The organism is Embleya sp. NPDC056575 (assembly GCF_042793325.1).
GTDB lineage: Bacteria > Actinomycetota > Actinomycetes > Streptomycetales > Streptomycetaceae > Embleya.
In genome coordinates, this window is the sequence record NZ_JBHTVA010000021.1 from 137669 (window position 1) to 157649 (window position 19981).

Sequence of the window (19981 nt, forward strand, 5' to 3'; positions counted from 1 at the left end):
GAAGGACCCCGTCCTCGCATGAGTGGACGCCCCAGCCGAGTTCGCCCGCTGTCCCTCATGCTCGGCGCACTCCTGATCCCCCTCGCCCTCGTCGTGGGTCTCGCGCCGCCAGCTCAGGCCGACTCCATCCGTGCCCAACAGTGGTATTTGGACGGTTGGAAAATCGATGATGTCTGGAAGACCACCCGAGGGGCCGGAGTCACTGTCGCCGTGGTCGATACGGGCGTCGATGCCACACACCCTGACCTGGTAGGACAAATTCAGCCGAGTCTCAACACTCCGGGTGACCTCGACGGCCATGGCACCGGAATGGCCAGTCTCATTGCCGGGCAGGGAAAATCCGGTAACGGTCAGGGTGCCTACGGCGTAGCACCCGATGCGAAGATCCTTCCCTTTAGGTCCGCAAAAGGCCTAATCAATGGCGTGGATCCCAATTCGGTCGCGGTCGGCATCCGCCTCGCAGCAGATTCCTCGGCCCGTATCATCAACCTCTCCTTGGGTGGTTCGGCTAACGAGATTGCCGAGCGCGAAGCCGTCGCCTACGCGTTGGGCAAAGGGAAACTTGTGATCGCGGCAGGAGGTAACACCCCCGACGCCAAGAACGGTGTCCCGGCATATCCCGCCTCTTATCCCGGAGTTCTTGCCGTCAGCGCAGTGAATCGTGAGGGCAGTCCGGCCAGCAATAGCGTTCAAGGCCCTTGGATCTCGCTCTCGGCTCCCGGGGAGGATCTCCCACACGCTTGCACCACGGCCACGCGCTACTGCCTGGGTGTCGGCTCCAGCGGTGCCGCCGCACTCACGTCCGGGGTAGCGGCGCTTGTGTGGTCGGTGCATCCCGATTGGACCGCCAATCAGGTCATTCGGCGGCTGATCGATACTGCCAATCGGCCTACCGAGCCTGTTCCTTCCGACACCTTTGGCTATGGGGCCGTGAGTCCCCGCAAAGCCCTTGCTGCCACTGATACGCCTGGGCCGGCCGATGTGAATCCGCTCGTCGGGGTGCGTGGAGACAAACCGAGTGCGCCGCCCACCACCGGTGCGTCGAGCGACCCGTCCCCGGCGACCGCGCCACCCGCAACTACCGCGCCCCCGGTGGCAGTCGCCGGCAAGTCCGACGACGGCGACAGCCTTCTCGTCCCGATCCTCATCGGCACCGCCGTCGTCGTCGCCCTCGGCGCCGGCGCCGTCGTCGTCACCATGCGCCGCCGCCGAGCCCGCGAGCTCGCGGCCCGTCAACAGGCCGCCGTGCCGCCCTGGCCCACCGTGCCACCGACCTACCACCCGCCGGGTGGCGGCCCCTACGACCGGCGCTGAACGCGACGGCACGCCCAACCCCGCCTACTTCGCCGAAGCCGCGCCGCCGCCCGCGCATGCCGATTCGGGCACGGCCGCCACGATGGCCGCCTTCAACTCCCGCAGCGGCCGGAGCCGTTCATCGAAACGTTCGAGTGCATGGACCAGGGCCGCGTTTTCGTCGGGAACCACTCCGCGCTCGCAGCCCCACGCGATCGTGCGACGACGTTCGGCGTTGAGGGGGTACTGCCAGGCGAAGGCCGCGTTCATGCTCGTGAAGCGAAGGGCTCGTTCGCCCTTCTCGTTGAAGACATCACACCAGGACACATCGGTTCGGGCGGTCTCGAACTTCTCCGCCGTCCACCCTGTCGTATCCGTGATCCCGAGGGCCGTCGCGTCCACAGGTAGACACCGCCCATCCCTCGGAAGCGGCTCTCTGCGCACCGGTCCCGCGGAGATGTCCAGTTCCGGAATGCGGTCCGGGCAGCCCATGGCCTCAAGCCCGCGATTCGTCAAACGGGTGAGCATCGACGCCAGGATCGGCCGTATGTTCTTGAGCGAAGCATCCTGGGAGCGCCGCACACCGATGTTGGCGAACCTCGCTGTCTTGCGTGTCTCCTCGGGACCCGCCGAACACGCCGGCACCCGTAGCCACGCCTCGTTGTCGGTGACCGCTCCGCTGATGCCACCGCCGAGTGGGGTGGCGCCGGTGGGGAAGTCCTCGGCGATCTGACCTTCCACGGCCCAGTCGGCAATGAACAATCTGAAAGCGAATTCGGCGCGATCGTCATCTCGGGATGTGTTGAGCCGCGTCCCTTGTGGCTGTACACGTCCCCGGGCAACCGGCACCGAGAGGTGGCAGTTCGTGGTACCGATGTGATCCCGGTCGACCGGGGTCGCGGATGTCACGCGCCCGATACGACCGTGCTTTCCCGTGGGCGATCCGCTGATGAAACGCGCCACCTCAGCCCCGGACATCGCATCGAAACAAAACTTTTCCGGGGCCGAGTAGGTCTTCTCCTGCCACGGCAGCCGGTCACTGCGACCCAGGAAAACCCCGACAGCAGTCAATGAGACGCACGTCACGAGAGCGATCACCCATCGCCGACTGCGAAACGCCCAAGGAGATCGATCGGACATTATCGCGCCCTTCAACTTCTCGAATTCACGAACAGAGGCCGTCGACTGCTATTTATCGAAAACCTGCTGCACCATGTGACTGCCGTTTCCGTAGTACAGCTGCGAATTCCCGAGGAGTCCTTGAAGCTTCACGTCGAAGTCCGGAGCCCCTCGCTCCGGAGAGCTTTCGGCAAATGCCTTCAGTGCCGCGCTCAATCGATCCGCATTTTCCTTGCGCATGGCCTCGAGGTCGATCGAGGTCTGCTCGGCGATCTCACTGCTGCGGTCGGCATACCAGTGATCAGTAATAAGATTCACCCTCCGTTGGGCGAAGTCTCCCAAAAAGGCAAGCTGCGGAGGCAGGACAACCCCTGCCACGGCGTTCGCTCCACCACCGTAGCCGTGGTAGAGATATTTACTGTCCCAACTCCTCGCGGTATCCGAGTCGCTTCCGTAGTCCATGATCACTTGGGCCCGAATTTCATCGAGCGCGCCCAGAGCCCTGGATCCGGCGTTGACCTCCACCTTCACCGCTTCCGGATCGGCGGGGGTAGCCATTCTTGCCGCGCCGTAGTTGAGTTCCTGATCATAGAGCAACCTGAAGGCTTCCGGGTTTTCGGATGTGCCCTTCATCGCCCGAACCAGATCGTTCGTGTTACCGAAAAGGGAATTATGGAGTCGATCGCCCGAGAGAGCGAGATGCGTTTCGTCCACATATTCCGCGAATATGTTCGCCATGCTGTCGCTCATGCTCCCGGGTACCGCGCCGTGCAACCCTCCCCGGCCCCCGATGTAGTTGACCGTGTCCGCCGCGATACGTCGCATGACGTCATCGTGCGGGACCATCGGGGAATCGGGGAGGCCCACCGCGCCGGTGGGGATTCGGCCGGTTGTGGCGGCCTGGAGCGCATTCCCGAGCGCGTCGAAGCTCGTCGGCTCGCCCCCACCGCCGATATGGTCGGAAATCGGGCTGCGGCCTTTGAACAGGTAGTCGAGCCGGGCCGGGCCGCCGTCGCCGAAGAAGCCCTTCGCCGCCTCGGGGTTCCAACTCATCGCCGTCAGCACGCCGGTCACCGGATCGTAGCCGCTGCCCGGACGGGAGAGATCCAGGCCGAAACGCGGCGGCGGAATGAGGGTCGTGCTCCAGATCGAGGGCTTGCCGGCGGCCTTCTCGAACGCGATCACCTCATCGGCGGTCTGTCGCAGGAAGGCGGTGTCGTATGTGCCGTGGCCCAGCAGCGTGCCCAGCAACTGGTACCCGTAGACCGTGGCCCGTCCCGGATACGCGTCGCTGTCGCCGACTCGGACGAACTTTCGGCCCGCCTCCGTCATCGACGCCATCCACGCGGGATCCTTGACCAGTCGCGGACTGGCCGCGGCCAGGGAATTGCCCAAGTCGGTCTGAAGTTGCCTCAAGTCCGCGAGTCTCGGGTCATTCTTGTCGCCCGCGGCTATCCGCGCGTTCATCTGCGCGATCAGACCGGTGGCATCGTAGAGGCCGGTGGGTTTCATCGAACGAGTCAGTGCTTCGGCGAAGTTCGGGTTTCCGGAATTCGCCTGCATGATGTTGCGCAGCAGGTCGAGATCACCCGAATCGAGCGAGGACAGGCGGGTGAACAGGTCGGCGGCGCGCTTGGCGTCCGCCTCGGCACCACCACCGAGCGCGTCGGGCGAGTCGAACAAGGTCGCGTCCTTGCCGCGCGTGGCGCGCAACGCCGCCGCTCCCCGCTCGTCGGCGTCACCGGCCCGGCGCAGCAGGTCGGCGATACGGCGACCGATTTCCTCGGCGTGTGAGCGCTGCTCGGCCGTGTAACGATCGCCGGCCTCCTTGCTCACCTCCTGCCCCGGAACACCCTGCATCGGTGGCCAGCTGACCGCCCCGTCCGGCGCGATCACGAGTTTCTTGGCGACGGCCTCCGCCTCGATCGCCCGCAATTCCTCACGCAGCTTGCGAAGATCGCCGTTGACGTCACTGAGCACGGAAGCGACGGCCCGACTTTCGAGCGTGGCGTTGGTCAACTGCTTGTGCACCGTATCGATGCGCAGGCCGGCGAACTTGGCGGAAAGCCCCTGCCACTTACCGCTCTTGATCGGCCCCGACAACTCGGTACCCAGGCGGAGTTCAACGCCTTGCATCCGTCCGGCCAGGGCATCCCAATACGCCACCGCCGCCGACAGGCCATCGAGATCGGCCTGTCGAAACTGTGCGAGGTTCATCGCTTCTCCTCAGGAACCGAACAGGTTGGTGTTGACATGCTCGGTATGCCGGTACTGGTCGGCGTTGGCACGCAAGGCTTCCGCCGCCAAACCGAACTGGGCCGCGGCGGAGGCGGCCTGCAGGGGCCAGTCGTGTGCCAACTCGCGCAGCGCCGCCTGCATGGCGTGGCCCTCCAGCCCGGCCGCCGCGGCCTGGGCGGTGGCGTCGGCGTCCTGGTTGATCTTCAGAATCTCGCCCTGGAAGCCTTCGGCCGTGCCGGCGAGTCGGGTCAATTGGTCCGCTTCCACGTACGTGCGACCCGGCACGTCGAACGAGCCGCCGGGGTCCTGAATCGGCGGAACACCCGGGGGTGGGTTCGGTGGGCCGGCCGAAGCCGGGTGCGAGCCGGGAGGCGCGGTATCGGTCTCGTGAAACTGATCGGGAAAGGCGATACGGCTCAAGTTCGTATCGGGTATGCCGCTTGACATGTTTTCCCCAGGTGGTCCGATGAAGTTCTTTCCTGATTCTCGGAAGCCCGCCCCAAATAACGGGTCGTCACCACGCAATGGCCGCAATGGCCGGCTGAACCTCGATCGGCCGTGGCCGGTCGAGGTTCAGCCGGGGGGAGGGGGGGTGCGGGCGTCGCGGATTACGATTGCGCCGCAGATCACCACGATTGTGAGGCCGATCGCGACGAAGAGGATCACCGAGGCCTTGCGGCGGTCGCGGTCGGCTCGGGAGGGGCCGTGGGCCAGTGGGGCCACGTTGACCAGTTCCGTGCTGCGGTCGACCTTGGGGTCGGGGACCGGGACGGAGCCGGGGACCCCGGTGAAGGCGAGGGCGCGCAGGGGGTCGACCACGCCCCAGCCGACGCCGTCCACGTGGCCCGGAGCGGTGCGCTGTGCGGTCTGTTCGATCAGGGTGATCACCTGGGCCGCGGTGTAGTTCGGGTGCGCCGAGCGGATCAGCGCCGCGACGCCCGCCACGTACGGCGTCGCGAACGAGGTGCCGTCACCCCGGCAGTGGCCGCCCTTGGGGACCGTCGACCACATGTCCACGCCCGGCGCCATCACGCCCACGTACGGCTTGTTCTGCGAGAACGGCGCCCGCTCGTTGTTGCGGTCGGCGGCGCCGACGCCCAGTACGCCCGGATACTTCGCGGGCCACGAGTCGAGGTTGTCCTTGTCGCCGGAGTTCCCGGCCGCGGCCACCACCACGACCTGCTTGGCCAGCGCGCGCCGGATCGCGTCCTGCAACTTTTGGCCCGGCTCTTGGCCGCCCACGGTGTCCTGCGAAATGTTGATCACCGAGGCACCTCCCGCCACCGCGAAGTCGATCGCCTGGGCCAGGGTGTCCTCGTTGCCCTTGGTCGCGTCGTCGCCACCGTTCTGCCGGATCGGCAGCAGCATCGCCTCGGGCGCGATCCCGGCGAAGCCGGTCTCCAGCCTGGGGGTGAGCCGATCCCCGGGCCGGGCCGCGATAATGCCCGCCGCCATCGTGCCGTGGCCGTTGGTGTCGTCGGTGCCGTTCGCCTTGTCGTTGAAGAAGTCCTTGCCGGCCACGATCGCGGGCGCCAACTGCGGGTTTTCGTCGTCTATCCCACTGTCGATCACCGCGACCGTGACACCCTTGCCGGTCGCCTTCTGCCACAGTTCGTCGAGCAACACCCGTTGCAACGACCACGGCTTGCCGGGCATCGGCTTGGACGGGTACTGGCAGTCGCTCCCCGCGAGCAGCGCGGTGTCCGCCGAGCCTCCGTCGGCCGAGGCGGCGCCCACCGATCCGGCGGGAAGCACCAGACCCAGCGCCAGAAGGGGTGCCGCCCACCGTCGCCGCACGGGTCGCATCGGTTCGTTCGCCTTCCGGATCACCGTCCGCCCGGCCCCGATCCACCGGGCCGGGCGGTTCGTCTTCTGGGTGTCCCCGGCCCCCGTGAGACCGATGACGGACGACGCGGGAGGAGGCGGGCACGAGCCCGCCTCCTCACATCACGTCACTCACTCACACACGCAATCGCGCCTTCGCGCACCCATGCACAGCGCACTCGCACACACGCGCTTCGTCGACGACACACCACGCCGAGGACCGAAGCGGCGACTACTGCCACATCTTGGCGTTCGACGCCTCGGTCTGGCGGTACGCGTCGGCCGCGCGCATCAGGCCGTCGGCGATGCCGTTGAGCGCGTCCTGCAGCCCCTGCGCGTTCTGGTCCCAGCTCGCCTGCTGGACGAGGTAGCCCTCGCGGGCGTCACCGGACCACGACTCGGTGACCGGCGAGATGTCCCGCTTCAGACCCGACTGCATGTCGGCGAGACGGGCGTTGAGGGCGCGAATATCGGCTGCGGCCTGTTCGAGCGCAGCGAAAGTGACAACTACCTGCGACATGCTTTCTCCCCAGTGTCGGATGACGGGCGTACGACCGGGGCATCGCCCCGAGCGCCACGAGAGCGGACTCGACCGTCGGCGACGGGGGCGACCAGGCGCACGGCGACGACGGTACGAATCCCGGTACGAACCTCGGTCAGAACATCAACTTCGAGATGTTGCCGGACACCGTCGTCTCGGTCTGGTCGTACGAGTTGGCGTTGTGGCCCATCGCCCCGGAGATGGCGTCCAGAGCGCGCTTGACCCCGAGCGCCTTCTGTACGGCCTGCTCCTGCAGCGGGTCGAACTGGTTCCTGGCAGCGCCCTGCCACTGGCCCTCGATCGCGTCGACCTTGCGGTTCATCTCCTGGATGGCCGCCTCGAGGTCGGTCGCGACACCCTGAACCTTCTTCGACAACTCCGCCAACATCTGCGGAGTGATCTTGAACGCTTCACCTGCCATGTTTCACCATCCCCCATGAGACAGACGTGCGCGAGGGAAGGTTCGTGTCACCCGTGTCGGGCGCCCCCGCACCAACGTCACCGTTGCGACGTCGTGGGAACTCTAACCGCAACCCCGGACGCCACCCAAGCGACGCCCTACGCAAGGTTACGGAACCTTGACCCAGTGAATACCCCTGCGGGTTCAGTGCAATGCGCGGGTCTTCAGTGGTGCTTTCGGGTCGGTTCGTCGCCACTCACGACCCCCACGACGCTACCTCAACTCCGGCCCCCAGGCTCAGGATCCCTGTGGCTTCTTGGCATCGGCCGTACTCAACTGCGGTCCCCGCGACACCAGTTCCGACCACGCCCGGGGCAACGGCTTGGCCTCCACACCCTTGTACCCCAGACGCTGCTTCGCCTCGCTCTCCTGCCCGGACTGCGCCTGCGCACCGCCGGCCTGCGCCTCCTCCGGCACGCTGTAGCGCAGTCCCGAGTCGGCGACCAGATACATCGGACCGCCCTCGGGCGTACCGGTGACCTCGCGGTACAGCGCCCCCGCGCCGGGCTTGACCCACACCCCGCCCATGCCGTCGACCAGTTGCTCCGGCGGCCGGGTCCCCGCGGACTGCGTGGTCACCGGCTGGGTGCCGCGCCAGTCGTCGGCGAAGGTGTTGCACACCACGTTGCGCGGCAGCTCCAGGTCGTTGCGAGTCATCCGGTTCATCGGGGTCGGCGGGATCTCCGGCCACCCCTTGTCCGCGGCGTAGGTGCGGTCCTGCACCACGGCGGTACCGAGCGTGCCGATGTTCACCGGGAACGCGTTCGGCGGCGTGTTGCCGTACGCCTCCTTGACCCTCGGGTTCGTGGTGAGCAGGACGGCGGTCAGCTCGCTGATCGGCATCACACCCTCCCCGGTGACCACGTAGTTCTGCCGCTGGGCACCGCCCTCGGCCCGCAACACGATGCCGATCCTGTTGTACTCCCGAGCCAGCGGCAGCGAGGTGGGCTTGCCGTAGTCGGCCGGCAGCGGGTGGTCGATCACCCCGCCGTCGATCAGCGTGGCCAGCCACGAGTCGCTCATCGGCTGCGCCGGTATGCCGACCAGGTTGAGCGCGCCGATCACGGTCGGCGCCTCCACCGCGTAGCGCTTGCCCTGGTAGACGAGGTACTTGCGCTGGTTGCGGTCCTGAACGAACAGCCCCTGCCCGGGGGCGAGCGGCCCGTCCGCCGGAGCCGCGCCGATGAACACGCTGCGCTGCGGCTCGCCGGCCGGGTCGGGCCTGCCGTCCTTGCCGATCGCCGGACGCTCGCACACGGTCCAGGACTTGCGCCCCCGGACCTCCTTGGCCGTGGGCAGCCGGTCCGGCGCGTTCGGAATACCCAGCGGCGCGCCGTGACTCACGCTGTTGAGCTGCTTCTCCGGCACCATGTTGACCTTGAAGTTGCCCGGGTCCAGGAGCAGTCGGCCCGAAGCGATGTTGAGCACGGGGTGCAGCTTGCCGTCGAGGAAGACGTATCGGCTGGCCGAGTCGCGGCCCACGATCAGACTGCTCTTGTCCTTCCAACCGGGTGGCGTCCCGGGCTTGATCAGACCGACGACCCCGAACCCGGCCAGCACCAGCATCGCGACCACGATGCTGGGCGTGACCATCCGCATCGGCTTGGGGGCGTTCTCCTCGGTGCCCCCGCCGGGCGCGGGTTGCAGGAAGGCCGCCACCATGCGGCGGCGCGCGAAGATGTACGCCTCAAGTTGCTCGCGGCGCGATGCCATCGTTCTCCCCGTGATCGACCGAACGCTCCGGCTGACGGTTCTACCACCGCCGCGGTCGCAGGGTCGCGGCCAGACCCCCGGCCCCGTACCGTACGGTGTGCCGCACCCGTTGTGACACTCGGGCGACGGCATACGGGGACAAGTCGTGACATGGGGGATCTACAAACGTGGCCGCACCCGCGCCGGTAGGGACGCATCGGCAGACCCGCCCGCCCACACCACCCGACGGGACGTCACCACCGACACCGCCCCAACGCGCCTCGCTGCGGGTACATCCGCGCGCGGGCCGGATCGGCGGCGTGCTGGTCCAGCAGATCGTACTGATCCAACTCGCCATGCTGCTGGTCGCGATCGGTCTGGCCACCAACCCCGCGGTGCTGATCGGTCTGGGCGCGGTGGCGATCCTGCTGGTGGTGCCCGCGCTCGTGCGGCTGCGCGGCCGGTGGCTCGCGCAGTGGTTGCCGATCGTGTACGACTTCCGCCGCAGGCGTCGGATGCCGGCCGTGCCGGACGACGCGGATCCGGTCCTGGTCCCGGTATTGGAGTGCGCGCCGCGGTTGGCCACCACCTCGGTCACCGACCGCGACCGCCGCTCGATCGGCCTGATCGGCGACGGCACCTTCCTCACCGCCGTACTGCTGGTCACCTCGCGCGACGAACCGCTGCGGCCCCCGCGGGCCCAACGCCCGCTGCCGCTGCCCGCGATCGTGAGCACGCTCGACGTGGACGACGTGACGCTGGCCTCGGTCCAGGTGGTCCAGCACACCCAGCCGGCGCCGGCCACCCACCTGCCCGAGGAGGCGCTGGCCACCCGCTCCTACCGGCAACTCGTCGAGCGGGGCCTGCACGACGTGCCCGCGCTGCGGCTGACCTGGATCGCGCTGCGCTTCGAACCCGAGCTGTGCGCGGGCGCGGTGGCCGCGCGCGGCGGCGGCGAGGAGGGCGCCCAGCGGGCGCTGTTGCGCGCGGTCAACCAGCTCGCCGGCAACCTGACCGGCGCCGGTTTCGAGGCCCGGGCCCTGGACGAGGCCGAGTTGGTCCAGGCGCTCGCCACCTCGTGCAGCGTCAACCGCACCACGCGCCAGTACGGGCGCGGCGGGCGGCGGACCACCGAGTCCAAGCGCGCGTGGCGCTGCGACGACCGATGGCACACCACCTATTGGGCGAACCGCTGGCCGCAGTTGACCCAGGGGCGTACCTCCGACCTGGTGGGCGCGCTGACCGCGACCCCGGCGATCGCCACCACCTTCGCGCTGACCGCCACCCACGGCGTGGGCGGGACCACCGCTCTCACCACGCACGTACGCATCGCCGCCCGCTCCGGCAGCGAACTGGCGGACGTGACCCGGCAACTGGAGCGCCGGGCGCGCACCGAGCGGATCGGGCTGACCCGGCTCGACTGGGAGCAGCAGCCGGCCCTGCTGGCCACGCTGCCGCTCGGCGGCCTGTCGTGACGAAGCGTCACATGTGCATGCGTACGGGGAGGATCCAGCTGTGAGCACGACCAACACCGGCCGCGGCCGACGTCGGGCGCCGAACGGGCGCGATCCGGCCCCCGCGCCGACACCGAATCCGACCCCGGGGTCCGGCACCCCCGCACCGCGGCCGGCGCGGCGCGGGGGCCTGGCCCGGTTGATCGGCCCGCGCCACGAGCGGCACCTGCTGACCGCCGCCCAGTTGCCCGCGCTCGGCCTGCCGGTGGGCGACGACGGCGTGGTGATCGGGGTCGACGCGGATCGTGATCCGGCGGTCCTGGGCCTGTTCCGGCCCGAGCCGCTGGAGGTGGCCTTCGTCGGCGGCGCGTACGTGGTGCAGATCATCGCGTTGCGGGCGGCGGCGATCGGCGCCCGCGTGGCGATCGAGTCCGGCCGTCCGCAGCTGTGGTCCGCGATGGCCCAGGCCGCGGGCGGCGCGCAGCCGTGCGTGACGGTGCATCAGGTGGGTCGGCTCGGCCCGCAGGGCCCCACCCCCGGCAGCCCGGTCCTGGTCGTCCGCGACTGCGGCGCCCGGCCGCCGCGCAACCGGCTCGCGCCGGCCGCCTGGCAGACCACGCTGACCCTGCTGCCCTTCCTCGACCCGGCGCAGGCCCGGCAGCGAATCGGCGCGGGCATCGGGCTGATCGGCATCCAGCGGGTCTCGCCGATGGAGGCGCAGGCGGCCGCGACCGTGCTGAGCCTGCCCGGCGAGGACGAGGCCGCGTTGCCCACGCTCGCCGACGAGTTGACCCTGTGGAGCACCAGGAAATCGCGCAAGTACGTGATGTCGACGCCCACTCGGGCCGAACTCGACCTGCTCGGACCGCCGCGCCGGATGGACTGACCCGGTGTCCGGGCACACCGACCGCGCGATTTCGCGCACCGCCTCGACGCGAACAGGGGACGGACCGGCGACGACCGCCGACGCCGCTGACTACGCTGTGAGGCTCGTGTAGGGGGCAACCTCGACCCTGGTCGGGGTACGGCCGACGGCGGCGCCGTGTGCTCTGATGCCGAGCCGCCTCCGGACGATCGGAAGGACCACACCGTGAGCAGCGAGCAGGACGGCGCACACATCGAGGCGGGGGCGGACGAGGAAGAGGAGTGGTCGGGACCCGACTTCACCATGCCCTCGTGGTACACCCACCAGGATGGCGGCGCGCCCGCGCCACCCCCGTCCGGGGTCCGTGCGCCCGCACCACCGGGGCCGAGCCAGGCGCCCCGCTACGGCAGCGAGGACCCCACGCTCGTGCCGCCGGCACGCACGCCGGACGCGCCCGCGCCGCTGCCGTACGGGGCGGACCACGGCGCCGCGCACCCGGCCGGACCGACCGCCGGCGCACCGGGCCCGTACGGCTCCGGCGCACCGGTACCGCCGCCCGCCGGCCCGCCCGGAACGGGCGCCCCGCCGCACGAGCCCACCCACCGACCGCCGGCCGGCGACCCCCGCGCGCACGAGGCCCGCACGCACGAGCCGGCACCCCCGGCCGCCGTCGACCACGGCGCGCACCGCCCGGCCGGGCCCGGCGAGGCGCACCCGAACACCGCGCCGCCGGCGCCGTACCGCGTCGACACGGACACGCCCGCGCCCCAGGCTCCGCCGGCGTTCGGTGCGGGCTCGGGCTCGGGCGAGCCGACCACCGTCGTCCCGCCGCAGTACACCCCACACGAGCCCGCGGCCCCCCTGCCGTACGGCGGCCGACCACCCGCCGCGCAGGACCGCCCCGGCCCGACCTTCACCCCCGGCGACCAGACCATGGTCATGCCGCCGGTGACCGATCAGGACCGCCCGGGCCCGGCCACCCCGCCGTCCGCCCGGGACAACCGACCGGATCAGCCGTACACCCCCGGCGACCCGACGATGGTCGTGCCCCCGTCCCTCGACGGGGACCACCCGGGCGCGCCCGTACCGACGGACGACCGGACGACGGTCGTGCCGCCCTCCCACGACCAAAACCGCCCGGCCCAGGCCTTCACCCCGGGCGACCCGACGATGGTCGTCCCGCCGTCGTTCGACGGAAACCGGACCGAGCCCACTCCCCCGGCCGACGACCGCACCACCGTCGTCCCGCCGTCCGGCGACCCGAACCACCCCGGCCCGGCCCACACCCCCGGCGACCCGGCCATGGTCGTACCGCCCTCCTACGACCCGAGCCGTCCGACCGCGGAGCCGGCCGAGCCCGGCCCCGCCGACCCGCCCGCCGGCGCTCCGGACGACGCGGCCCCGGACAGCCCGGAGCACCCGGAGCCGATCGAGCCGCCCCGCCCCGACGTCGAGGCCGGCGACGCGCGCCCGACCGAAACCACGCCCTCCGAGCAGTCGCCCGCCGGTCCGCCCGGCGAAGCCGCCCCGCGGCCCGACTCCGCACCCGACCGCGCCGACGACGCGCCCCCGGCGGCGGAAGCCCGCCCGGACACACCCGCGCCGTTCGACCCGCTCGACGTGCCCACCACCCCCGCCGGCGGCACGCCGATCCCCGGCCTCCCCGCCGACGGACCGGCCCCGACGACCCCGGAAGCCCCCCCGACCAAGCCGGCCGACGCACCCGCGCCGCCACCGCAGCCGCCGCAGGGCTACGACCAGCACCCCCAGGCGCAGCCGTACACCCCCCACGCCGCCGAAGCACAGCCGCCCGGCCCGCCCCGGGCCCCCGAGGCGCCGGAGACACCGCAAGCACCGGCCGCCGACCATCCGCAGCAGCCCCAGCCCCCCGCCCCGCCGGCCGCCCCCGCGCAACAGCCGCCCGCCGGCGCGTACCCGCCCTACGGACAGCCCCAGCAGCCGCCCCCGCCCCAGGGCGGGCCGCTGCCCTACCCGCAGTACCAGGGCCCAGCGCACCCGGGCGCCCCGCAGCAGCCCTATCCGGGCCGGCAGGACGCCCCGACCCCCGATCAGGCGACCCGGCTGATCCCGCCCGTCACCGACGACATGGCCGCACCGCCCGGCGTCCCGCAGCAGGGCCCGCCGACCGATGCCCCGCCGCGCCCGATGACGCCCCCGCAGGGTTCGCCGCTGCCGCCGCCGGCCTGGACCGGCTCCGCCCCCGGCCACAGCGAGGCGTGGGGCGGCTCGGCACCGCCGCCGACCGGACAACCGCTGCCGCCGCCGAGCGGTGCGCCGATCGCGCCCCCGCAGCAGCAGCGCGACGAACGTTCGTGGATGCGTCGTGCCTTCGGCGGCGGCAACGACCAGGCCGCCGCGCCGGAGCAACAGCAGCACGGCGGCCAACCGCCGTACGCCCAGGCCCCCGGCCCGTACCAGCAGGCCCCCGCCCCGTACGCCCAGGCCCCCGGCCCGTACGTCCAGGGCACCCCGCCGCACGGCGCCCCCGGCCCGCAGGCCCACGCCCCGTACCCGCAGCCCGATCCGCAGCAGGGCGGACCCAACCCGTACGCCCAGGCACAGCCGGGTCAGCCGCCCTACGGCCACACACCCCCCGGCCCCCAGGGACCGGACTACGCCCAGGGCGCGCCCTACGGACAGCCGAACCCCGGCCACCCGCAACCGCCCTACGCCCAGGGCATCCCGCCCCAGGGCGCCCCGGCCCCGCAGCAGCCCCCGTACGGCCAACCCCCTGCCGCCGCCCAACCCGTGGAGGCCCAACCGCCCCACCAGGGCACGCCCCCACACGGCGCCCCCGGCCCCCAGGCGGCACCGGGAGCACAGGGACAGCCGGGACAACCAGGGCACCCCAACCACCCCACGCCCCAACACCCCAACCCGGCCGACCCATACGCCGCCCAACCCCCCGAGGCGCCCCAGCCCTACCACCCGGGCACCCCGCCCCAGGGCAACCCGCAACCCCAGCAGCAGCCCTGGTCCCCCGACGGCGGCGGCGCCCCGGCCCGCACCGTCGGCGGCGCCCCCCTCGGCTACACCGCGGCCGTCGAACTGACCAGCGACCGCCTGCTGCGCAAACAACCGCAACCCCGCCGGCAGACCCCGCGCTTCCGGCTCGGCGGCAAGTCCGCCGACGCCCGCCGCGCCGAACGCCTCGAACGCATCCGCACACCCGTCCTGGGCTGCTACCGCATCGCGGTGATCAGCCTCAAGGGCGGCGTCGGCAAGACCACGACCACCACCGCCCTCGGCTCGACCCTGGCCACCGAGCGCCAGGACCGGGTGATCGCGATCGACGCCAACCCGGACGCCGGCACCCTCGGCCGCCGGGTCCGCCGGGAGACCGGCGCGACCATTCGCGACCTGGTCAACTCGATGGCGCACGTGCACAGTTACATGGACATCCGGCGGTTCACCTCACAGTCGTCCAGCGGCCTGGAGATCCTGGCCAACGACGTGGACCCGGCGGTGTCGACCACGTTCAACGACGACGACTACCGCTCGGTGATCGACCTGCTCGGCAAGCAGTACCCGATCATCCTGACCGACTCCGGCACCGGCCTGCTCTACAGCGCGATGCGCGGAGTCCTCGACCTGGCCCACCAGTTGATCGTGATCAGCACGCCCAGCGTGGACGGCGCGACCAGCGCCAGCACCACGCTCGACTGGCTGGTCGCACACGGCTACGCCGACCTCGTGGCCAACAGCATCACGGTGATCTCCGGGGTCCGCGAGACCGGCAAGATGGTCAAGACCGAGGACATCGTCGCCCACTTCGAGACCCGCTGCCGCGCGGTCGTGGTCGTGCCCTTCGACGAACACCTTTCCGCGGGTGCCGAGTTGGACCTCGACATGATGCGCCCCAAGACCCGCGAGGCGTACTTCGAACTCGCCGCGCTGGTCGCCGAGGACTTCCACCGCACCCAGCCCGGCGAACAACAGCAGCAGTGGCAACCGCAGTACGGGCAACAACCGCCGCAGCAGCCCTACTACGGCCAACCGCAACAGCAGCCATACCAACAGCAACAACAGCACCCACAACACCAACCGCAACAGCCACAACAGCCACAGCACCCGCAACAACCACAGCCCCAACAGCCGTACTACCAGCAGCCCCCGCCCGGCGACTGGCAACCACCGCGACAGGGCTGAACGCACGAGGGCCGCCCCGGAGAACATCTCCGGGGCGGCCCTCGTCGGTTCACTCAGCCCGCGGCGTCGAGATCCGTCGCGTCGATCAATTCGCGCGCCCGCTTCACGTCCCGCGCCATCTGGTCGAGCAGATCGTCGACCGACTCGAACCGCACCGTCCCGCGCAGATATTCGAGGAAGTCCACGGCGACGTGCACGCCGTACAGGTCCAGGTCGGTCCGGTCCAGCGCGTACGCCTCGACCCGGCGCTCCGTACCGTCGAAGGTCGGGTTCGTCCCGATCGAGATCGCCGCCGGCAACCGCTCGCCGTCGATCACCAGCCATCCCGCGTACACCCCGTCGGCCGGAATCGCCGTATACGGAAGCACCTCGAGGTTGGCCGTCGGATAGCCCAGTTCGCGCCCGCGCTGGTCCCCGCGCACCACCACGCCCTCGACCCGGTGTGGCCGGCCGAGCAGTTCGGCCGCGCCCGCCACGTCGCCCTCGGCGACCCGGGCCCGGACCACGGTGGACGAGAAGGTCACCTCGCCGGAGACGAACAGCTCCGGCTCGACGACGGTGAAGTCGTTCGCCACGCCCAACTCCTCCAAGAGGGCGACGTTGCCCGTCGCCTTGTGGCCGAAACGGAAGTTGCGTCCCTCGACCACCACGGCCGCGTGCAGCGTGTCCACCAGCACCTGGCGGACGAAGTCGACCGCGCTCTGCCGGGAGAATTCGAGGGTGAACGGGAGAACCAGGACCGCCGCCACCCCGAGGTCCGCCATCAACTGCGCGCGCCGGTAGTGCGGCGTCAGCAGCGGCGGATGGCTGCCCGGGCGGACCACCTCGCTGGGGTGCGGGTCGAACGTGACCACGACCACGGGCAGACCGCGCTCGCGACCGATCTCGACCGCTCGGCCGATCGTCCGCCGGTGTCCGCGATGCACACCGTCATAGGACCCGATCGTGACGACGGAGCGTCCCCAATCGCTGGGGACGTCCTCCAAGCCCCGCCAACGCTGCACCGTAACCGCTCCTCGTTCTCCGTGGTGTGTCGCGGGTCCAGCCTCCCACGTACCGGCCCCCACCCGGCCCCGACCCCGCCGTGGCGACGATCACCCCGGGCCCGAACCCACACCGGGCGAGCCCCGCGTCCACCCACGAACCGAGCCCACGAGCCCGGCCCACACCCTCGGCTCACGAACCCCGCCCCGCCACGAGCCGAGCCCACAACCTCAGCCCACGAACACCGCAAGCGGCCGGGCCACGCCCCCGCTGTTCTCCACCAACGCCAGGAAGGTCCCGTCCGGCCCGAACACGCCCACCGGCCCCGACGCCTCGTCCGCCGGCAGCCGCCCACCGTGCGAGACCGCCCGCGCCTCGTCCTCGCTCACCTCGCGGCGCGGGAAGGCCGCCGCCGCCGCGTCGGCGATCGGCAACACGCCGAAGGACTCCTCCAGCTCCTCCAACGTGCGAGCCCGGTCCAGGCCGTACGGACCGACCCTGGTGCGCCGCAGCGCCGTCAGGTGGCCGCCCACGCCGAGCCCGGCGCCCAGGTCCCGGGCCAGCGCCCGGATGTAGGTGCCGGACGAGCAGGTCACCCGCACGTCCAGGTCGATCGTCTCGCCCTCGCGCCGGGTGGCCAGCACCTCGAACGCGGACACGGTGACCGGGCGGGCGGCCAGCTCGAACTCCTCGCCGGCCCGCACCCGCGAGTAGGAGCGCTTGCCGTCGATCTTGATCGCCGACACCTTCGAGGGCACCTGCATGATCGGCCCGGTCAGCGCGGCCACTCCCGCCGCGATCGCGGCGTCGCCCACATGCCCGGCCGGGGTCGAGTCGGTGACCTCGCCCTCGGCATCGTCGGTGACCGTGTTCTGCCCGAGCCGGATCGTGCCGTCGTAGCCCTTCTCGGTGAGCGCGAGGTGGCCGAGCAGGCGGGTGGCCTTCTCGACACCGATCACCAGGACGCCGGTGGCCATCGGGTCCAACGTCCCGGCGTGGCCCACCCGACGGGTGCCGGCGATCCGGCGCAGCCGGCCCACCACGTCGTGCGAGGTCAGTCCGGCCGGCTTGTCCACGATCACCAGACCGTCGGGCGGCGGGGGTCCTGCGTTGCGGCGCTTCACGCGTCGTCTCCCGGGGTTGCCTGTGCCGGGGCGACCGGCAGTAGTGCGTCGGCGAGGAGGTCCCGGAATCGGGCCACCACCTCGGCCGGTGGATCGTATGCGGTGAAACCCGCCGCGAACGCGTGTCCGCCGCCGCCGAAGGCCCCGCAGACCCGTCCCAGGTCCACCGCGCCCTTGGACCGCGCGGAGGCGCGCAGCGCGCCGTCGTCGTCCTCCTTGAGCACCAGCGCGACCTCGGCCTCGCCGCTCTTGCGGACCACGTCGATCACGCCCTCGATCTCGTCCAGGCGGATCCCGTGCGCGGCCCGCTCCGCGCGGGTGATCACCGTGGACACCAGGCCCAGACCGCCGGCCGCGCCGGTGTCGAGCCGGGCCCCGGCGAGGGCGGCGGCGAGCACCTTGAGGTAGCCGAACCGGCAGGTGTCCCAGATCGCCCGCTGGATCAGGTCGTGCCGTATCCCCGTGGCCATCAGCCGGGCCGCAAAGGTGTGCGTCTCCGGCGTGGTCCCCACGTACTTGAACGAGCCCGTGTCGGTGACCAGACCGGTGTACAGCGCGGTGGCGATGTCGGCGGTCAGCGTGGCGCCGAGCCGGGTGATCAGCTCGTCGGCGAGCACCGCGGTGGCGGGCGCGTCGATGTCGATCAGGTGGTGGGTGCCGAACCGGGTGTTGGAGGCGTGGTGGTCGACCACAAGGAGCGCCCCGGCCGCCTTGGCCTTGCCTTCCAGCAGGCCCAGCCGGGCCGAACCGGCCGCGTCGAAGACCGCGACCAGCTCCGGCTCCTCGGGGACCTCGGTGTGCGGCACCAGCAGGTCCTGACCGGGCAGGAACTCCAACGAGGACGGCACCACGAGGGGATCGTCGCCGTAGGAGACCCGCACGTTCCGCCCCAGCTCGCGCAGCGCGAGCCCGACGGCGAGCGCCGAACCCAGCGCGTCGCCGTCGGGGTTGACGTGTGCCAGCAGGGTGATGTCCTCGGCCGTCAGGAGCAGGCGTACCGCCTCGTCCCAGTCGGCCGCACCCGGCGCGGTCGGCGGCCTCGTCTCCGCGTCGGAACCACCGCCGGTCCGCGGCTTCGCTCCCGCGGCCGGACCGGAGTCCCGGTCCGCCGCCACGCCTGGTGTCAAGGTCGGTCGCCCTCCTGTGTGTCCGCCTTGGTCTGCGCCGTCGACTCGTCGTCGGAGTCGTCGTCGCCCGCGGCCGGGGTCCGATAGGGGTCCGCGTCACCGGCGTAGCCGGCGCCCGCGGCGGTTGAGCGTACCGCCGCATCGGCCTGCTGTGCCCGGGCGAGGAGATCGTCGATGAGTTTGGCGCTGTCCGGAAGGGCGTCGGCGACGAACGTCAGCGACGGGGTGTGGCGCACGCCGGTCTGCCGGCCCACCTCGCTGCGGAGCACGCCCTTGGCGCTCTCCAGCGCGGCGGCGGTCGCCGCGCGCTCGGTCTCGTCGCCGTAGACCGTGTAGAACACGGTCGCCTCACGGAGGTCACCCGTCACTCGTGCGGCGGTGATCGTCACGAACCCCAGACGGGGGTCCTTGATCCGGCGCTCCAAGGTCTCGGCGACCACGACCTGGATGCGGTCCGCGAGTTTGCGCGCCCGCGCGGTGTCGGCCACTGATCCTCCTGCGATTGCTCGGCATTTCGGCGGGGTCCCCCGCGCCCGGGGTCACCGGGCGCGGGAGCCGCTCTCGTTCTTCTTCCCTGCGACTGCGACGACCACGACCGGGCCGCGACCGGGGGGCCGCGGCGGCGGCGACCGCCGTCGCCGCCGGTCCGTCAGTCGTCGTCCCCGTACACCCTGCGGCGTGCGGAGAGCAGATCCAACTCGGGCCGGCCCGCGACGAGCCGCTCGCAGCTGTCCAACACCTCGGCGCACCGCTCGACGGTCGCGGAGACCACCGCGACCCCGATCACGCTGCGCCGATGCAAATCCTGATGCTCCACCTCGGCGGCGGCAACGGCATTCTTGCGCTGAAGGTCCGCCAGGATCGGGCGGATCAAAGATCGTTTTTCCTTCAACGAGTGCACATCGCCGAACAACACATCGAGGCTGATCGTTCCCACAAACATAGGCGACGGGCCTGGCCGGCCCGGGAGGCCTCGGGTCGGGGCCACCGGGGCCGCCGACGAAAAGAACCGGGCACGCACGTCGCGGCCCGGATACCACCACACTGCTTCGCGACACGGCGGATCCGCCCGGTGCACACCGGGCGGATC

Annotated in this window: 16 protein-coding genes; 4 read left to right on the plus strand and 12 right to left on the minus strand. The window is 71.1% G+C overall.

What is annotated here, in order from left to right:
• Positions 1-57: 57 nt before the first annotated feature.
• The gene (locus ACFRCG_RS18830) at positions 58-1314 is read left to right on the plus strand and encodes a S8 family serine peptidase (RefSeq protein WP_380032832.1); all 1257 of its coding nucleotides are present in this window, start codon (positions 58-60) and stop codon (positions 1312-1314) included.
• A 24-nt stretch (positions 1315-1338) separates the two neighbouring features.
• Here the strand turns inward: ACFRCG_RS18830 and ACFRCG_RS18835 are convergent, their stop codons facing one another.
• The 7 genes from ACFRCG_RS18835 to eccB form a co-directional block, all read right to left on the minus strand.
• Entirely contained in the window at positions 1339-2391 is a 1053-nt protein-coding gene (locus ACFRCG_RS18835; protein ID WP_380032834.1) for a hypothetical protein, read from the minus strand.
• Positions 2392-2481: 90 nt separating this feature from the next.
• Positions 2482-4629 (minus strand): hypothetical protein, encoded by a 2148-nt coding sequence (locus ACFRCG_RS18840; protein WP_380032836.1) that lies wholly within the window; start codon positions 4627-4629, stop codon positions 2482-2484.
• A gap of 9 nt (positions 4630-4638) precedes the next feature.
• Positions 4639-5070, minus strand: coding sequence for a hypothetical protein (locus ACFRCG_RS18845; protein ID WP_380032838.1), 432 nt, complete (start codon positions 5068-5070; stop codon positions 4639-4641).
• A 153-nt stretch (positions 5071-5223) separates the two neighbouring features.
• Positions 5224-6456: a type VII secretion-associated serine protease mycosin gene (mycP, locus tag ACFRCG_RS18850; protein ID WP_380032839.1), complete on the minus strand. Its 1233-nt coding sequence runs from the start codon at positions 6454-6456 to the stop codon at positions 5224-5226.
• Positions 6457-6706: 250 nt separating this feature from the next.
• Positions 6707-6994 carry a WXG100 family type VII secretion target gene (locus tag ACFRCG_RS18855; protein ID WP_078977448.1) on the minus strand — a complete coding sequence of 96 codons (288 nt, stop codon included), beginning with the start codon at positions 6992-6994 and terminating at the stop codon, positions 6707-6709.
• A gap of 136 nt (positions 6995-7130) precedes the next feature.
• Positions 7131-7436, minus strand: coding sequence for a WXG100 family type VII secretion target (locus ACFRCG_RS18860; protein WP_020553087.1), 306 nt, complete (start codon positions 7434-7436; stop codon positions 7131-7133).
• A 276-nt stretch (positions 7437-7712) separates the two neighbouring features.
• Positions 7713-9188 carry a type VII secretion protein EccB gene (gene eccB, locus ACFRCG_RS18865; protein WP_380032841.1) on the minus strand — a complete coding sequence of 492 codons (1476 nt, stop codon included), beginning with the start codon at positions 9186-9188 and terminating at the stop codon, positions 7713-7715.
• 167 nt (positions 9189-9355) lie between these two features.
• On the opposite strand from eccB, the gene eccE reads away from it, so the two are divergent.
• From eccE to ACFRCG_RS18880, 3 genes are all read left to right on the plus strand, one after another.
• Complete coding sequence (gene eccE, locus ACFRCG_RS18870) at positions 9356-10642, plus strand: type VII secretion protein EccE (protein WP_380032843.1); 1287 nt, start codon at positions 9356-9358, stop codon at positions 10640-10642.
• Between the two features lie 40 nt (positions 10643-10682).
• On the plus strand, positions 10683-11507 hold the full coding sequence (locus ACFRCG_RS18875; RefSeq protein WP_380032845.1) for a hypothetical protein: 825 nt from the start codon (positions 10683-10685) through the stop codon (positions 11505-11507).
• Positions 11508-11711: 204 nt separating this feature from the next.
• Positions 11712-15656, plus strand: coding sequence for an AAA family ATPase (locus tag ACFRCG_RS18880; RefSeq protein WP_380032847.1), 3945 nt, complete (start codon positions 11712-11714; stop codon positions 15654-15656).
• 53 nt (positions 15657-15709) lie between these two features.
• Here ACFRCG_RS18880 and ACFRCG_RS18885 read toward each other — a convergent pair whose 3' ends face one another.
• The 5 genes from ACFRCG_RS18885 to ACFRCG_RS18905 all read right to left on the minus strand — a co-directional run bounded on the left by ACFRCG_RS18885 (position 15710) and on the right by ACFRCG_RS18905 (position 19834).
• Positions 15710-16660, minus strand: a complete 951-nt coding sequence (locus ACFRCG_RS18885) for a bifunctional riboflavin kinase/FAD synthetase (RefSeq protein WP_380032849.1) — start codon at positions 16658-16660, stop codon at positions 15710-15712.
• Between the two features lie 210 nt (positions 16661-16870).
• The gene (gene truB / locus ACFRCG_RS18890) at positions 16871-17764 is read right to left on the minus strand and encodes a tRNA pseudouridine(55) synthase TruB (protein WP_078977444.1); all 894 of its coding nucleotides are present in this window, start codon (positions 17762-17764) and stop codon (positions 16871-16873) included.
• On the minus strand, positions 17761-18891 hold the full coding sequence (locus ACFRCG_RS18895) for a bifunctional oligoribonuclease/PAP phosphatase NrnA (protein WP_380032851.1): 1131 nt from the start codon (positions 18889-18891) through the stop codon (positions 17761-17763). The genes truB and ACFRCG_RS18895 overlap by 4 nt, the downstream gene beginning before the upstream one ends.
• Complete coding sequence (rbfA, locus tag ACFRCG_RS18900; protein ID WP_380032852.1) at positions 18888-19379, minus strand: 30S ribosome-binding factor RbfA; 492 nt, start codon at positions 19377-19379, stop codon at positions 18888-18890. Before rbfA ends, ACFRCG_RS18895 begins: the two co-directional genes overlap by 4 nt.
• 161 nt (positions 19380-19540) lie before the next feature.
• The gene (locus tag ACFRCG_RS18905) at positions 19541-19834 is read right to left on the minus strand and encodes a DUF503 domain-containing protein (RefSeq protein WP_078977441.1); all 294 of its coding nucleotides are present in this window, start codon (positions 19832-19834) and stop codon (positions 19541-19543) included.
• Positions 19835-19981: the final 147 nt, after the last annotated feature.

What these genes read in the sequence shown, in the direction of transcription:
- ACFRCG_RS18830 (WP_380032832.1), top strand. Translation starts at nt 58, where the DNA reads ATGCTCGGCGCACTCCTGATCCCCCTCGCCCTCGTCGTGGGTCTCGCG.
- eccB (WP_380032841.1), bottom strand. Translation starts at nt 9,188, where the DNA reads ATGGCATCGCGCCGCGAGCAACTTGAGGCGTACATCTTCGCGCGCCGC.
- ACFRCG_RS18855 (WP_078977448.1), bottom strand. Translation starts at nt 6,994, where the DNA reads ATGTCGCAGGTAGTTGTCACTTTCGCTGCGCTCGAACAGGCCGCAGCC.
- mycP (WP_380032839.1), bottom strand. Translation starts at nt 6,456, where the DNA reads ATGCGACCCGTGCGGCGACGGTGGGCGGCACCCCTTCTGGCGCTGGGT.
- ACFRCG_RS18905 (WP_078977441.1), bottom strand. Translation starts at nt 19,834, where the DNA reads ATGTTTGTGGGAACGATCAGCCTCGATGTGTTGTTCGGCGATGTGCAC.
- ACFRCG_RS18840 (WP_380032836.1), bottom strand. Translation starts at nt 4,629, where the DNA reads ATGAACCTCGCACAGTTTCGACAGGCCGATCTCGATGGCCTGTCGGCG.
- ACFRCG_RS18860 (WP_020553087.1), bottom strand. Translation starts at nt 7,436, where the DNA reads ATGGCAGGTGAAGCGTTCAAGATCACTCCGCAGATGTTGGCGGAGTTG.